Source organism: Acinetobacter sp. PC34 (genome assembly GCF_051789135.1).
GTDB classification, from domain to species: Bacteria; Pseudomonadota; Gammaproteobacteria; order Pseudomonadales; family Moraxellaceae; genus Acinetobacter; species Acinetobacter johnsonii.
In genome coordinates this window covers 1419715-1435113 of record NZ_CP196664.1, presented here as the reverse complement: position 1 = coordinate 1435113, position 15399 = coordinate 1419715, and the positions used below count along the sequence as shown (strand labels likewise).

The following is a 15399-nucleotide window of genomic DNA, read 5'->3' as shown; positions in this document are numbered from 1 at the left end:
ATTCTTACTTGCAAGCATTTACTTTATTTTCTTCCATCTGAAAAGAATTAAATAATTTTAAAGAATCACGCTGAATTTTTTCCCAATGTGGCAGAAGCTCCGCATGGAAATCTATATCTAAACTACTCGTGTTAAAGCCATAATTTGGTACATGACTATTTAATTCACATGCCGTAGCGCCATCTGGATATGAATCACACGCAATGACTACACTAATGCCTTTCCCGTTTTCTTCTTTCCAGTAAATTCTTTTAGAAATATTATCTTGCTCTCCCAAATCTATTTCATAAAGTGATAAACGTGAATTAAATTTCTTCTCCGAATTAATCTCACTTATGCTCATATCTTTTCGAGCACCCATCCGTTCACTTAAATAAAATTTCAATGAAGGCGTATAATCAAAAAACGTTTTGTCGTCTCCCCACTCATCCTTCCAATCACCACGTTGTGATACAGTGAAAGCAATGTCACTAAGTTGATTTGAGGAAAGCCGAAAACCTTCTGAAGGATGCATTTCTGGCCATTTCACAAGAAATGTGGCGTTACCGATTTGATCATTACAATCTTTGGTATAATGTAGTTGACTAGCACCTTTCTCCCAATAACTAACATCTTGATATTCAACTCTCGTAAAAAATAAATATCGTCGATCTATACGCATTTTCTGATCGCCAAAACTTCCGCACTCATATGGTTGTTCTTTTAAGCTCGGTATATCACTTGGTTCCAATACACTAACAATAACGCTCAAAATGACGATAATGATTGGTGACAATAGTATAAAAATCAAAAAATGTTTTAGCTGAATAGGCTTTCTAAGAAAATCTAAAATCATAAGTCATCTTATTTAATTATTCATTTTTTTCATGTACTCCTAAAATTAACACAAAGTATTTGAGATATAGTATTTTTTATTCAAAATACCCATCATAAAAAAAGCCCATCAAATGAGATGGGCTTTTTAGCAAGGACAAATACTTACTTCATGCTTGCAAAAACTTCTTTCGCTGCTTGCAGCGTAAATTCTATATCTTCATCAGAATGGGCAGCTGAAATAAAGCCAGCTTCAAACGCAGATGGCGCAAGGTTCACACCACGGTCTAACATACCGTGGAAGAACTTACGGAATGCATCGATATCACACTTCAGCATTGAGTCGAAGCTGGTAATGTCTTCTTGATCGGTAAAGTACAAACCAAACATACCGCCGACTTGTTGCGTTTTAAAAGCAATTCCCGCTTCATCAGCTGCGGCTTGTAAACCCACAAGCAGTTTTTCTAGCTGCGCTGTCAATTTTTCATAAAAACCATCTTGGCGCAGGTGTTTAAACATCTCAATCCCTGCGCGCATTGCAAGTGGATTCCCCGACAGTGTTCCAGCTTGGTAAACTTTGCCCAGTGGCGCAATACACTCCATCACTTCTCGTTTCCCACCAAAAGCACCCACGGGTAAGCCTGCACCAATAATTTTACCCAAGGTGGTTAAATCAGGAGTCACGCCATAGTGAGCTTGCGCACCACCCAATCCAACACGGAAACCAGTCATCACTTCATCAATGATAAAAACAGAACCATGTTCATCACATACATTACGAATCGCTTGTAAGAAGCCTTCGATTGGTTTGACTAGGTTCATGTTCCCTGCCACAGGCTCCACAATCACCCCTGCAATCTCCGAACCAAACTTTGCAAAGCACTCTTTTAAAGTGGCTATATCGTTATATGGAAGAGTCAGTGTGTGTTTGGCAAAATCGGCAGGAACACCGGCTGAAGTCGCTTCGCCTTCACCGCTGGTTAACAAACCTGAACCTGCTTTGACCAACAGTGAATCTGAGTGACCGTGGTAACAGCCTTCAAATTTTACAATCTTGTCACGACCTGTATAACCACGTGCAAGACGAATGGCTGTCATGGTTGCTTCAGTACCTGAGTTGGTCATACGAACCAGCTCAATTGACGGCATAATTTCGCAAATAATGTCGGCTAAAGTTGTTTCATGTACGGTAGGCGCACCGAAGCTTAAACCATCCACAGCAGCATTTTGAACTGCTTTAATAATTTCAGGATGAGCATGACCTAAAATCATTGGTCCCCATGAGCCCACATAGTCTACATAGCGCTTACCATCCACATCGTACAAGTATGCACCTTGCGCCTTTTCAATAAAGACAGGCGTTCCGCCTACGCTATTAAATGCACGTACAGGTGAGTTCACACCACCCGGAATATGTTTGCTTGCTTGTTTAAACAATTGTTCTTGCTTTGGAGATAAGCTCATGAAGTTACTCAACTCAAAAAATAAAAAAACATCTAAAAACGCTTAAGCTTTAGATGCAAATAAATCAGCCCACTGTTCTATACGATCAGGAATCGCAGACATTGATAGCCCTAATATATCACTAATCACTGCGCAAAGGTCGGCACCAGCATCGATCACTTCACTTGAATTTTCAACTGTTAAGCCACCAATCGCACAAATCGGCACATTCAATTTGGCTTTGGCTTCTTTTAAAGTCTCTAAGCCAATATTGCCAGCTTCTGGCTTGGTCTCAGTTGCGTAAATTGCACCAAAAGCAACGTATGTTGCACCTTCGGCAATCGCCTTTTCAGCCAGCTCAATCGAGTTCAAACACGTACGACCAATCACCGCATCTTTTGGCAGACGTGCAACAGCTTCGGCAACTTCGCCATCACCTTGCCCTAAATGTACACCAACACCGTATTTAACGGCCATTTCTAAGTCATCGTTGATCACAAAAGGAACACGATACTCAGCGCACATCGCTTTCATATACTCGACTTCGTAAGCCTGTTCTTCTTTGGGTACTTTTTTACGGCGATACTGCAAAATGGCAACTTCACGTGTTGCCATTGCACCTTCTAATTTAGCCAAAAGTAGCTCTAAAGGATCATCATTTGTAATTAAATATAAACCGCGCATTTAACTCTACCTTTGGGTTATGTCATTCTATTATAAAGCCAAAGGCGACTGATGCTTTAATGAATTGGAACTGAAAATGCTTTGCTTTGCACAAAAATCCCGCGACCAAGCTCAGGCTATGTAAAAATACCTATTTTCAGTGATAGTCGCCCCACCGCTTTCGCAGTTTAATGGATACAGAAAGCAACAAGAATAAAATAAAAATAACAACTTTATAACAAGAATAAGAGACACTCAGCGATCTGATACGGCTTTTTAGCTTTTTAAACCAGTGGTGTTTGAACAACATCATAAAAGCTAAAAAGCCGCATATTTTATTATTTAAAATCCACATAAAAAAAGCCTAGAGAAGGTCGCTCTAGGCTTGGAAAACTAAAAGCACTTTAAAGTTCAAAGCACTTATATATTATTTGATGAAAATACAATCAACGACCTCATTATTAGAACATTAACTCATACTTTGCAACTGTTAGTTTCAAGCTTTTCATAAAACTTTCATAATGAAGTCACAAAGTGCTTCACTAACTTGGAATTTTATCCAAAGCACGATCTTGTAAGCTTAAATTTCCACGTAAAACATCGGAAAACATGCGCCAGTCAGAAATAAAACTATACAAAGGCTGTTTAAAACTGGCTGGCTTATTTTTTTCAAAAACAAAATGACCTACCCACGCACAGGCATAGCCAGAGACTAAGCCGTATATAAAATAACGCGGCTTGCGTTTAAGTATGGCTTTAGAGAAAAAGTACAGTCCAATTGAACTGCCCGCGACGTGTAGCCGACGACTCATGATGTTGCGGTGCTCTGTTAGATAAAAACGATAAAACTGGTGATAGTCCTTAATCGGCAATTGAAAATTAGGTTCAGCATCGTGTTCCTGTTTCGGTTCAACCTGAGCATTCATCTGTCATCATCCTGATGGTTTTTTACCAACATAGCTGAAAATATGCAATCTGCAAAGTGCAATCGCCTCTGGTCGCGCATCCACTAAAAACAGAATTGTTTTTTGATCAATCTCGCACTGCAACTTTGTTTTATTCTGTCGTCAAGTCTTACATACTATCTCTTTTTCGCTACAATCCAGTGGTCCATTGGTGTGCCTTTAGCGCACATAAAAACAAACTACAGATCATGCATCTAAATACATAAAGGCTTGGCACTGACCTAGCCCCTCAAATTAGGAATTTTTCATGGTTGAAATTGAATTAAAATTTCAGATTAGCGAAGCACGACGTACCGCCCTTCTTAAAGCTTTAGATCCTAAAAAATCTGAAACGATTCAACTTCAAGCCAAGTATTTTGATACGCCTGATCGCCTTTTGGCTCAACACGGCGCTGCTTTGCGTCAGCGTCTTGAAGGCACTTGCTGGATTCAAACACTCAAAGCCGCAGGTAAAAGTCATTTACACCGTTTTGAACATAATCATAATTTGGGTGAGTTAGAGTCATCTCCTGAACTGGACTTAAGCATTTATGAAGCTATTCCAGAGGCTCAACAGATTTTAACCCAAGCTTTAGCCTCAGATGCAGCTGCGTTAAAGCTCACCTTTGAAACGGACATCCAACGTACCTATCGCGTCATTGAGTTTGAAGATGCTGAAATTGAAGTCTGTTTGGATGTTGGTGTGGTTCGTGCATCTGGTCGAGAACATACCATCCATGAGGTAGAGTTTGAACTTAAATCAGGCTCTGCTCAGTCGCTTTTGGCTTTTAGTTTTGAATGGGTGAAGAAGTATCAACTGTGGTTAGATGTCCGCAGCAAAGCCGAAATGGGTAATCTACTGGCACTTGAGCAAACCGTAAGTCCAGCACGTTTTGAAAAAGAGTTTGTCTTATCGAAAAAAGAAAGTGCAGCACATAACCTGAGTTTATTGATTGGTCAGCAAATGCAGCATTTACTGCCGAATATTGCCGCAATTTCGGCAGGTGTTGCTGAGCAAAGCCATATTGATCAAGCACAAACTGCTTTAGAACACCTACAACTAACACTAGCCTTATTTAAAGACTGGAATAGCAATATTTCTGATAAATGGGCGATGCAACTTGCCGCATTCAAACATCAGTTTGATCATTTACAACATTTGCAGCATATGCAAAGCACCCTAGGCGCTTTTCTTCAGAATCCAACCACTACAGAAAATCTTGCCAAAGACATTTTATATGCTCAAGAAAAGCTTGGAAATTTAGTTAAATCGACGCAGAACGTACATCATTATCTTGAATTATTGACCTTTAGTTTAAGCTCACATGATCAAGTGCAAAAGCAAGATTTAAAAACCTATGCACACAACACCCTACAAAACCAATATCGACAGCTACAAGAAAGCTTAAATGCTGCCGATATTAGCCACTTTGAAAGTTTAGATGTTGTGGCGCAGAAAATTAAGGAACTGAAGTTTAGCTTTCCTATTTTAACGTCAATTTATGATGTGAAAAATTTGCAGAAATACAGTAAAGCGTTAAACGATGCACAACAAGCCGCACATGAATATCAAATCTTAGCGACTTCTGCTGCGTACATTCAACAAACAGAGTTAGAAGCCAGTGATTGGTTTGTTTTGGGCTGGCTCACGGCAAAGCTTGAAGTTTATGCCGATAAACTTTTAGAAGCGACAGAACAGTTCTTAGTTAGCCGTAAATTCTTAAAATAACGCACTGTATATGATAGCAGTCATGTTAAATACATGACTGCTATCGACTCTCTATAAGGTCTGACAAGACCCAAAATCATGCACGATAAAAAATCGTAGTCGGTCGCTTCAAACCACTAATTTATCTATGACAAAGCGGCCTATTATCAGAACAATACAGGCTTTATATTCATTTTTATTCTTAAAAAGTAAGCCTATACATTCCTACTCAATGTAGGTTTATTATCACTTCGATGTAACCATCTGTACTTATTAACTCTGCATATTTCTAACCATCATCTTCATTTTAAAAGTGACATCTAGCACACTATTTCTGCTCTTTTAGCTTATACCTATTCAAAGCTGGTCTTTTTTTACTCAATTTAGCATATAGTAAAACGTAGGTTGTCATGAGTCAGGGCTATGCAAGAGATTGAGTTTAAGTTTCAAGTTCCAGTTAAGAAGCGTAAGGCATTGCAAAAAGCTTTTACACTGCTCAAGGCTGAGCCGATTCATTTAGCAGCCCAATACTTTGATACAGCCGATCAAACGCTTGCTAAGCATTGCATCGCGATTCGACGTCGGCAGGAAAATGATGAATGGAAACAAACCTTCAAAGCAGTAGATACCGCAAAAGCATTGGGTCGCTTTGAACTTGAATTTGATATAGAGCCACCTGAGACGACTACACTCGACTTAGATAACTATAAAAAAGATTATTCCGCTATCTACAAAAAATTAAAACGCGCTTTGGGGCTTCCACTTCCAACCCTTGAATTGCTCTTTGAAACCAAGATCCAACGTTTACGCGTTTTGCAGGATGTTGGAAGTATTACAGTTGAAATTGCTCTCGATATTGGCAAAATTTTTAAAGAACAAAGCAGTGTAGATATTTTCGAAATCGAATTTGAATTAAAACAAGGATCGATAGAAGATCTGATCGCATTTATACAAGCTTGGATTCAAAAATACCAACTGAGTCTCGACACACATAGCAAGTCAGACTATGGCCTTCAGGCCGTTCGTCAGCAAAGTTACTTTCCTGCGCAGTATCAAACACCTCTTGTATTGAACAGAAGTTCAAGCGAAGTTGAGGCTCTACAAAACATACTGGCCAATTGCCTACAGCACTTACTTCCCAATGCCAGTTCAATTGCTCGACAGCAGTACTCCAGTGAGCATATACACCAAGCCCGCGTGGCGATTCGCCGCTTGCGTAGTGCACTGAAAAGTTTTGCTGCATGGTCGGACGACATTCAACCACACTGGAAAGCGGAACTCACCACTATTTTTCAAGCCTTAGGTGGAACACGTGATATCGATGCGCTGAACGAGGATTTACTTCCTCAGCTAATTGAGGCAGGTTATCCATTAGACTATCTTCCACCAAGTACAGAGGCTATCACTGATGTCTGTGCTCTATTCCGACAACCAGAAACGACGCAACTTTGGCTTGAATTAATTTTATTTACAGAGCAAGAACTAGATTCGCCTTCAAAAACCAAACTGAAAAAACATGCGCTCAAAGTGATACAGTCTTTACACCATAAAATATGCGCACATGCCGAGCACTTTAGCCAGCTTGAAGATGAGGAAAAACACCGCGTTCGTAAACAAGTCAAACAACTGCGTTATAGCATTGAGTTTGTGGCGTCTTTACTCGATGCAAAAGCATTAAAAACCTATTTAAAAAAACTCAAAGCAGTTCAGGAAAGCCTAGGGCACTATAATGATTTGGTGGTTGCAGATGCCTTGTTTCAACAAGCCCCTGAACCAGAAGCCGCTTATAGTTTTGCCACAGGATGGATCGCCGCGGAAAAAAATAGAATGCTCAAATTGGTTGAACAACAGATGATGCAGTTTAGTCAAACCAAACCGTTGAAATAGTTTTTTAAATCAAAATATCCATCAGTAGCGAAAAGTTCTTCTATAGGTGAATTCCCTGTCTACACCTAAGTTAACGATACTTTCCGTACACTTTCCACGTATTGTTATCTGCTAAGGGGTCGTTATAGCTATCACTCCGCTGCTTACGTGGTTTGTCTCGTGCATCGACCAGTTCAAAGTGTGCTTCAGTACTTAACACGATACCATTTACATAAAATCGGGTACGGGTATATTCACTCTGTCCGTGTTGAAAGACGTAGGTTCTGAGATCAATAAACTCCCTATGCGCAACCAAGGCGGCATTATCATCGCTGTCCAACCAAGCGCGCATAGCGTGCACCTGTTCTGGTTCAAACTGCCCACATTTTTCGATTAGACTTGCAATACCACGAAAACTTTTAGACTCTTTGGCGCGGGTCTTATTAATCCGAATACGATCGACGTGAAAATAAAACAGCGGTAAGTTCAAATGACTGGGTAAATGAATTGCATCCAGTACCTCATCTTCCATAAAGGGTTGGAACAAGTCTTGCGCCCGCTCAATCAAACCCGTCCACTGGCGGTAGTAGTCCTCGACTTCCGCTTTCGTGCCGTAATAGATTGGTAAGCCTTCAACATTGGTTAAATTTTGTGGTGGCCAAATGTTTTGACGCAATAAGGCAATATCACTTTTTAAACTTTGTACCGCAATCGCGTCTTGCATGGATATTCTCTATTTTATTGCTTAGGCTATTTTTAGATTAAGGCAAAGGTTTAGTTTCTGCAAGGCTTTGCCTATAATGCAGTCTGAGTTATTTATGTATTTTAGGACAAGTTCATGGTTCAGAAGATTAAAGCAACAGATGTAACCGAAGAAGAAGCGTTGAATGCTGCTTTTTTTGAACGTGCAGATGAATTTATTAAGCAAGCCAACGATTTTTGTCGCACTGAAAAAGGTTCACAAGTGAAACCTGCTGAAATACGTGGCCAAGTGAGTGCTGCGATGTTGTTTGGTACAGCCCGTTTTAACACGTGGGTGGCAGCCAATAACTTTAAAGATGGCGATGAAATGCGTGATGCCAAAGAGCAAGTGATGTCTTATATTTTGCAGCAGTTCCAAATGATGCTTGAAGACAACTATGACGAATACTGTGAACAGTTTGAAAACTACCTTCGTTTCCGTCATAACGAAGAATTTCATGCCAACAAGCATGACCACAAACACGATCACTGATCAATCAAAGCCTGCTTCTGCAGGCTTTTTTCATTTCGTCGTATTTGAAACGAAATACAATGTTGCAACACCTCAATTTACAGTAAGGTAATCGCTAAGGAATATGACTTAGGGAAGAACATGCAGCATTTGGACTTTGCACTCATCGATCCACACATCCACCAGTGGGACCCCTATAACACGCCACATGCAGCGGCTTTGGCAGTTAAATTATTGGGTAAGCATCCTAAGCTTTTGGACAAAATGGTTCGTTTAGTGAAACCTAAAGACCTGATTGAAACCATCGGTCTAACCCGTCATATTACACGTCCGTATTTGCCCCAAGACTATAAACGCGATACTGGCCCATACACAGTAGAACAAGTAGTGCATGTAGAAGCCAGTTGGCATCACAGCAAAGGCAAAGGTGTGGTTGAGGAAACTCAATTTATTGAGTCTTTAGCTTTTGGAGCCGATACGGTCAAATTGGGTGGCATTGTCGCAACAGCTGATCCACGTGATCGTAACTTTAAAAAGATCCTAAAATTACACCATAAAGCTTCACCACACTTTCGTGGTATTCGTAAAATGGCGTCTTTTCATGAAGACAAACAAATCCATGCGTGGACAGATGAGCCACACTTATATCGCAATAAAAAATTTCTCAAAGGCTTCGAAGTGCTGTCCCAATACAACTTGAGTTTTGATGCTTGGGTTTATTCCACACAGCTTGAAGATGTGATTTATCTGGCCAAGCAGTTCCCTGAAACTTCCATTGTGCTAGACCATCTAGGTACACCCGCAGGTTTATTTGGTCCAATTGGTGCAAATACAGGGATGACACAAACAGCGCGGGAAAATATTTTCTTTCGTTGGAAAGACGACTTAGCTGAACTTGCAAGCTATCCAAATGTCTATACCAAAATGTCGGGGCTTTTCATGCCTGTATTAGGACATCGTTTTCATAAAGAAGGCCGACTGGCTTCCAAACAAGAAGTCTTTGACCTTGCACACCCCATGATTACGCATGCTCTCGCCTGTTTTGGAACCTATCGGGTGATGTTTGCCTCTAACTTTCCCATGGATTCGGTGAGTACCTCATTGATCAATATTATTGATGCCTTTAGTGATGTCGTCGCAGCCTATGACCCTGATGCTTTAGAGCGCGTATTCCATCACAATGCCAAACAGTTTTATCGGCTTTAATTGAAAAAATAAGAAAACTAATTCCTAAAAGCTATAACAAAAAGAACCCCTCAATTTTGAGGGGGTTCTTTTTGGATGAAAACTGAAATCTTTACTTTTTCAGCGCTGGTTGCGCTTTGCCATATTGGTCAGCCATTACTTCAACCAACTGATCCAGCTTAATATACTTCTGAATCACTGCATCAACATCAGCCTTGCCAATTTTTGCCAATGCTAAATCACGTTGTTCACGATCCAGTAAAGTACGATTACGCTTCATTTGAGGAATCAACATGCGATGGATATTGCGACTATCTTCAAGTGCAGTCACACGCTTTTTCAAAATATCGGCCTTGGCAGCTTCCACTTCCTGTTCAGTAACGCCTTTTGCCAGTAACTCATTCAACACTTTATAGACCGCCTGAGACACTTGAGCCGATTTGCCTGCGCTATAGTTCGCATCAATCGTCAGCGCTCCTGACTCCGTCCAGTCATCCAGCGAAATACTGCTACCAAAACCATAGACCAAGGCATTCTTTTCACGTAACTCTTGTGCCAAACGAGAAGATAACTGCGACTCACCTAAAATATGCTCGAGTACCTGTAAAGCAGGTGCATCTGGGTGGTATGTACCCACAGGGAACGTCATAATGCTCTGATAGCTACCAAACTCACGCTGCTCTGACAGTGCATGTACACGCTGCGCTTTATATGCAGTAAAGTCAGAAGTAATCCGCTGATAAGGCGCTGCCGAATTCCAGTTTGCAAAAGCCTGATTTAAAGTCTTTTTCATCTTTTTCGTATCAATCACGCCCGTTACCGAAATTTGTGCATGATTCATCGCAAAAAACTGCTGATACAGCTGTTTAACCTGAGCTTGTGTTGCGGCCTGATACTGCTTCTTGACATATTCAGGTTCGAAGTGATGTCGAATATCCCCTATTGGATAAGTTTCAAGTAAACGAGCAATGGTTAAAGCTGCTACAGTTTCAGGTTCTGTATACGGTCGATCTAGACTTGCTAAGCTTTGTGACTTAATCAAATCAAACTGGCTTTGTTCAAAGGTTGGATTTTTAAGTACATCTATCACGAAGTTAAAAAATTCATCAAACTTTTCTTTCTTTGCCACGATTGAAATATTGATGCCGTTACCATTACTTGAGGCACTTGCTCCACCACCCGCATCGATCGAGTGATCGGCAATATCTTGCAAACTATATTGAGTTGAAGCTCTGAGCAGTAAATAAGAGGTAAGATCTAATAACTCTGCTTTATTAAACAGACTTTCTGCAGTACCAAAATCAATCGAAATGGTGGCATAAGTCTTATCATCACGCGTGGTACTTGGGTACAGCGCATATTGCATACCATTTTTTAACTTGCCACGCTGAATTTGTTTTTCAGCACTTTCTAAATATTGCTTTGAGCTTTTTACGTATCCAGCCACTTCTGCCTTATACGCACTGACATCTTTCAATGGTTCTTCAGCAACGGCTTGTTGGTCTAAAGTTTTTGCTGGGGTCGCTGCTGCCGCTTGTTCAAGTGCTTTTTTCTGATCTTCTGGGGTCGGTAAAATAGTGCCTGAAATACGATGCTCAGGCACTAAAAAGTCATCTAAACGTTGGTTCACATCAGTAACGCTGAGCTGTTGTAATTGTTGCTGATCTTTAAAGTATTGTGTCCAATCACCATTGGCAGAAACCACATAGTCACTGAGCATGCCACCGACTGCCGTTGCACTGCTGAACATGCTTTCTTGTGCATTTTTAATCATACTCTTCACACGGTTGAGCTCAACCTCATTGAAGCTTGGTGTTTTTTCTACACCAGTAACCAAAGCCGACTCGACTTTCTTCACATCATGGTTGGGGGCATAAACTGCGCCCATAAACACCATATTAAAATCTTGGTCTAACCATGTGGTCGACTGAACAGCTGTCGCCGTTCCCGTTTCTACAATGCTTTGGTACAAATGCCCACTGGGTTGCATGGTGTATAAATACGGTGACACCGCCAACGCGGTCTTAATGTTCTCGTTTTTACCATTCAGGTAGATATTATATTTGGCTAAGTTACTGCCCTTTTTCACCACAAACTGACGATCTTTAATCTTACTGGCATCTAAGACAGGCACTTTGACTTTCGCAGGCACAGCACGCGCTTTAATCGCACTAAACTTTTCATCTATCTGCTTCAGTACAGCAGCTTGGTCAAACTTGCCCGAAATGACAAACACCGCATTATTCGGTGCATACCAGTCACGATAAAACTTATTCAGCTCAGCCATTTTGATTGACTGTAACTCATTTAAATCACCAATCGGTAAACGCCCTAAATATTGATTACCATAAGCGGACTTCCACATCTGATCCATGAGCACTGAAAAAGGCTGATCCATACGGACTTCACGCTCGCGTTTTACAATCGCGATTTCAGATGGTACATATTTTTCTTGGAGCACCAAACCGTCCATACGCTCTGCTTCAAGATGAATTAGCTCATTAATTGCATTTTGTTCAGGACGAACCACATTAATATATTTGGTTGAATAATAGTCCGTGCTGGCATTATTCATTAAACCGTATTGATCTAAACGGCGTTGAAACTCGTCCCCTGGAACATTTTTAGTCCCCTTGAACGCTAAGTGTTCCAATAGGTGCGCTAAACCGCCCTTACCTTTTGGGTCGTTCAATGAACCAGTCAAATAGACCATGTTCATATACACTTTATTTTCTTTATCGTTTGGCGCAAGAATAATACGTAAACCGTTATCTAATTTATATTCTTCAATTTTCTGTTCCGATTTTACCAATACGGGTTGTGCCCATACTGTGCCCCCAAAGCCAAGTAGCAATACCGACAAACTCAATGTTTTAAAACGCATTAACATTATTTTTCCAAATAATTCGACAAAATATGAATGATTCTCAACATCATAGAGGAAAGTGAAATTATTTTTATAGTAATTTGGTGAAAAATAGCATTTTAATCAATGCTTATTTTTCACCAGCAGTTTTAATTTAAAAGAATTACAACTTAATCTAAGTAAAGTTCAGCCGTCATATATAACTTGGCATAGCCTGAGATTTGGATCCGTGTTTCAGACTGAAGATCGCAGTAAAGCAATCCTCCACGGCTCGATGCCTGATAGGCAATCAATGAGGTTTTACCCAACTTCTCCGCCCATAGTGGTGCAAGACCTGTATGCATGGAGCCTGTCACTGGGTCTTCATTGATGCCTTTATGCGGTGCGAAATAACGCGCGATATAGTCATAGTCTTGAGATGTTGAGGTCAGGGTAACATCCAAGTTTTCAGCGGTAATCGCAGTACTGACTTTATGCTTTTCTGCCAGTTGACGAATTTTGTCCAAGTTCGGTTTGGCATCCTTAACGGCCTGCTCAGACTCACACACTAAAATATAAGCCTGTGGGTTTAAATAGACTTCTTTAATTTCACAATCGACCAATTCATGAATTTCCGCAGGATAGTCTTCTAACTTTTGCGGTGCTCGAATTGGAAAATTCATATGAATCTTACCGTCAACATCTTGATCAATGATAAAAACACCCAAGTCTTTTACATGAAACTGGATACGTTTGGCATCGGTATAATCCCGAAATAGGACGAAACTACTGGCTAAAGTCGCGTGCCCACAAAAGTCCACTTCAACCTGAGGAGTGAACCAGCGAATTTCATAGTTTTCAGCATCAATCACTTTCACAAAAGCCGTTTCTGCCAAATTATTTTCCAAGGCAATATTCTGCATCAAATCTACTGCTAACCATTCATCACGCACAATCACAGCGGCAGGATTACCTTTGAATAATTCAGTTGTAAAGGCATCGACTTGATACATTTTCATCGTTTTTCTCCTAAATTGAGGCTTTATTTTGCAAAAAACTGAGTAAAAAAGTAGATACAGTTTTTAGTCATTTATGGATACACGCCCAATAAAAAGAAGCCTAATCATGAAGATAGGCTTCTTTTCAGTTCATAAGCTATATATTTCTCAGCTTAGACTTCTTTTAAGTCCACATTGTCTTGCTCAAAAATACGCTTATCCGTTTGACCTAAGACTTGACTGGTCACAACACCTGCAGTCATAGAACCATTCACATTCAAAGCCGTACGCCCCATATCAATTAAAGGCTCAATTGAAATAAGCAGTGCAACCAAAGTCACAGGCAAGCCCAGCATCGGCAGGACAATCAGTGCTGCAAATGTTGCTCCACCACCTACACCCGCCACCCCAATCGAGCTCAAGGTCACGACACAAACTAAAGTCAAAATCCAAATTGGATCGAGCGGATTAATACCCACTGTCGGTGCAACCATAACAGCCAACATCGCAGGATACAGCCCCGCACAGCCATTTTGCCCAATGGTCGTACCAAATGATGCTGAAAAGCTGGCAATCGACTCAGGTACGCCCAGACGTCGTGTTTGCGCTTCAATATTTAAAGGAATACTGGCAGCACTTGAACGGCTGGTAAACGCAAAGGTCAGCACAGGCCAAACCTTTTTAAAGAACTGAATTGGGTTCACGCCTGTGAGCGCCAAAATCACGGCGTGCACGATAAACATAATCGCCAAACCGATATAAGACGCAACCAAGAAGCCACCTAAGTTTAAGATGTCCACCATTTTAGAGTTGGCCACAATATTGGTCATGAGTGCGAACACACCATAAGGAGTGAGCATCATAATGAGACGCACCAACTTCATGACCCACGCTTGCAAGATGTCAATTGCAGACAACAGCTTTTGCCCTTTCTCAGCATCCGCTTTCATGAGGTTCAAGCCTGCAATGCCTAAAAACACTGCAAAAATGACTACGCTAATAATGGAGGTTGGATGTGCCCCAGTCAGCTCGGCAAAAGGATTGCTCGGAATAAATGACAGAAATAAATCAGGCACTTGCAAGTCAGCCACTTGCCCGACATAGTCAGTTTGAATCGTATTTAAACGTTCAGTTTCTTGTGTCCCTTGCACTAAACCTGCCGCAGTTAAGCCAAACAGATTGGTCACCACCACACCGACAAATGCAGCAATCGCTGTGGTAAATAACAAAGTCCCAATACTGATAAAACTAATTTTACCCAATGAACCCGCATCGTGCAGCTTAATCACAGCGCCTAAAATGGAAACAAATACCAAAGGCATCACCACCATTTGTAGTAGTTTGACATAGCCTTTACCGACCAAATTAAACCACTGTACCGACTCTTGTAGTACAGGCGAATGCGTACCATAAAACCCATGTAAAGCGAGACCAAAAACAATACCGAGACAGAGACCTGCCAGTACCTTCTTCGCTAAACTCCAATCGGTTTTACGGGTTCGGCCCAGTAAAAAAAGCAATGCAATAAAAATGATGACATTGACGATTAAGGGGATATTCATACTGTTTCCCTAAATGATGCTGTCATAATTATAAATCAAAATTTAAACGGGCTTACTGTTTTGCGCCATATTCCACGCTGAATGTACAAATTTAGACTGAATTGGCAGTTTTAGAATGTGGTATAAAGCATTTAAACGGCTGTTAAAGTGTTCTTTTAT

General features: G+C 40.8%; 12 protein-coding genes. 4 read left to right on the top strand and 8 right to left on the bottom strand.

Features of this window, described 5'->3' with window-relative positions; all coding sequences use genetic code 11:
• Positions 1-4 precede the first annotated feature (4 nt).
• From ACSC9N_RS06955 to ACSC9N_RS06940, 4 genes are all read right to left on the bottom strand, one after another.
• A complete protein-coding gene (locus ACSC9N_RS06955) occupies positions 5-835 on the bottom strand; it encodes a hypothetical protein (RefSeq protein ID WP_005401114.1) in 831 nt (276 codons plus the stop codon).
• A gap of 143 nt (positions 836-978) precedes the next feature.
• Positions 979-2277 (bottom strand): glutamate-1-semialdehyde 2,1-aminomutase, encoded by a 1299-nt coding sequence (gene hemL, locus ACSC9N_RS06950; protein WP_005401113.1) that lies wholly within the window; start codon positions 2275-2277, stop codon positions 979-981.
• Between the two features lie 42 nt (positions 2278-2319).
• The gene (thiE, locus tag ACSC9N_RS06945) at positions 2320-2940 is read right to left on the bottom strand and encodes a thiamine phosphate synthase (protein WP_010326888.1); all 621 of its coding nucleotides are present in this window, start codon (positions 2938-2940) and stop codon (positions 2320-2322) included.
• Positions 2941-3461: 521 nt separating this feature from the next.
• Positions 3462-3845, bottom strand: coding sequence for a DUF962 domain-containing protein (locus ACSC9N_RS06940; RefSeq protein WP_005401111.1), 384 nt, complete (start codon positions 3843-3845; stop codon positions 3462-3464).
• Between the two features lie 286 nt (positions 3846-4131).
• Between ACSC9N_RS06940 and ACSC9N_RS06935 the strand changes: the two genes are divergently transcribed.
• Positions 4132-5592, top strand: a complete 1461-nt coding sequence (locus ACSC9N_RS06935) for a CYTH domain-containing protein (RefSeq protein ID WP_010326889.1) — start codon at positions 4132-4134, stop codon at positions 5590-5592.
• A gap of 402 nt (positions 5593-5994) precedes the next feature.
• The gene (locus ACSC9N_RS06930; protein WP_010326890.1) at positions 5995-7458 is read left to right on the top strand and encodes a CYTH and CHAD domain-containing protein; all 1464 of its coding nucleotides are present in this window, start codon (positions 5995-5997) and stop codon (positions 7456-7458) included.
• 70 nt (positions 7459-7528) lie between these two features.
• Here ACSC9N_RS06930 and ACSC9N_RS06925 read toward each other — a convergent pair whose 3' ends face one another.
• A complete protein-coding gene (locus tag ACSC9N_RS06925; RefSeq protein WP_005401108.1) occupies positions 7529-8161 on the bottom strand; it encodes a hypothetical protein in 633 nt (210 codons plus the stop codon).
• Between the two features lie 114 nt (positions 8162-8275).
• Between ACSC9N_RS06925 and ACSC9N_RS06920 the strand changes: the two genes are divergently transcribed.
• Positions 8276-8671, top strand: coding sequence for a DUF3144 domain-containing protein (locus ACSC9N_RS06920; RefSeq protein ID WP_005401107.1), 396 nt, complete (start codon positions 8276-8278; stop codon positions 8669-8671).
• Positions 8672-8791: 120 nt separating this feature from the next.
• Positions 8792-9856, top strand: coding sequence for an amidohydrolase family protein (locus ACSC9N_RS06915; RefSeq protein WP_010326891.1), 1065 nt, complete (start codon positions 8792-8794; stop codon positions 9854-9856).
• 91 nt (positions 9857-9947) lie between these two features.
• Here the strand turns inward: ACSC9N_RS06915 and ACSC9N_RS06910 are convergent, their stop codons facing one another.
• From ACSC9N_RS06910 to ACSC9N_RS06900, 3 genes are all read right to left on the bottom strand, one after another.
• Positions 9948-12725, bottom strand: a complete 2778-nt coding sequence (locus ACSC9N_RS06910; protein ID WP_005401105.1) for a M16 family metallopeptidase — start codon at positions 12723-12725, stop codon at positions 9948-9950.
• Positions 12726-12871: 146 nt separating this feature from the next.
• Positions 12872-13699: a PhzF family phenazine biosynthesis protein gene (locus ACSC9N_RS06905; protein ID WP_010326892.1), complete on the bottom strand. Its 828-nt coding sequence runs from the start codon at positions 13697-13699 to the stop codon at positions 12872-12874.
• 152 nt (positions 13700-13851) lie between these two features.
• Complete coding sequence (locus ACSC9N_RS06900; RefSeq protein WP_010326893.1) at positions 13852-15240, bottom strand: L-cystine transporter; 1389 nt, start codon at positions 15238-15240, stop codon at positions 13852-13854.
• Positions 15241-15399 lie beyond the last annotated feature (159 nt).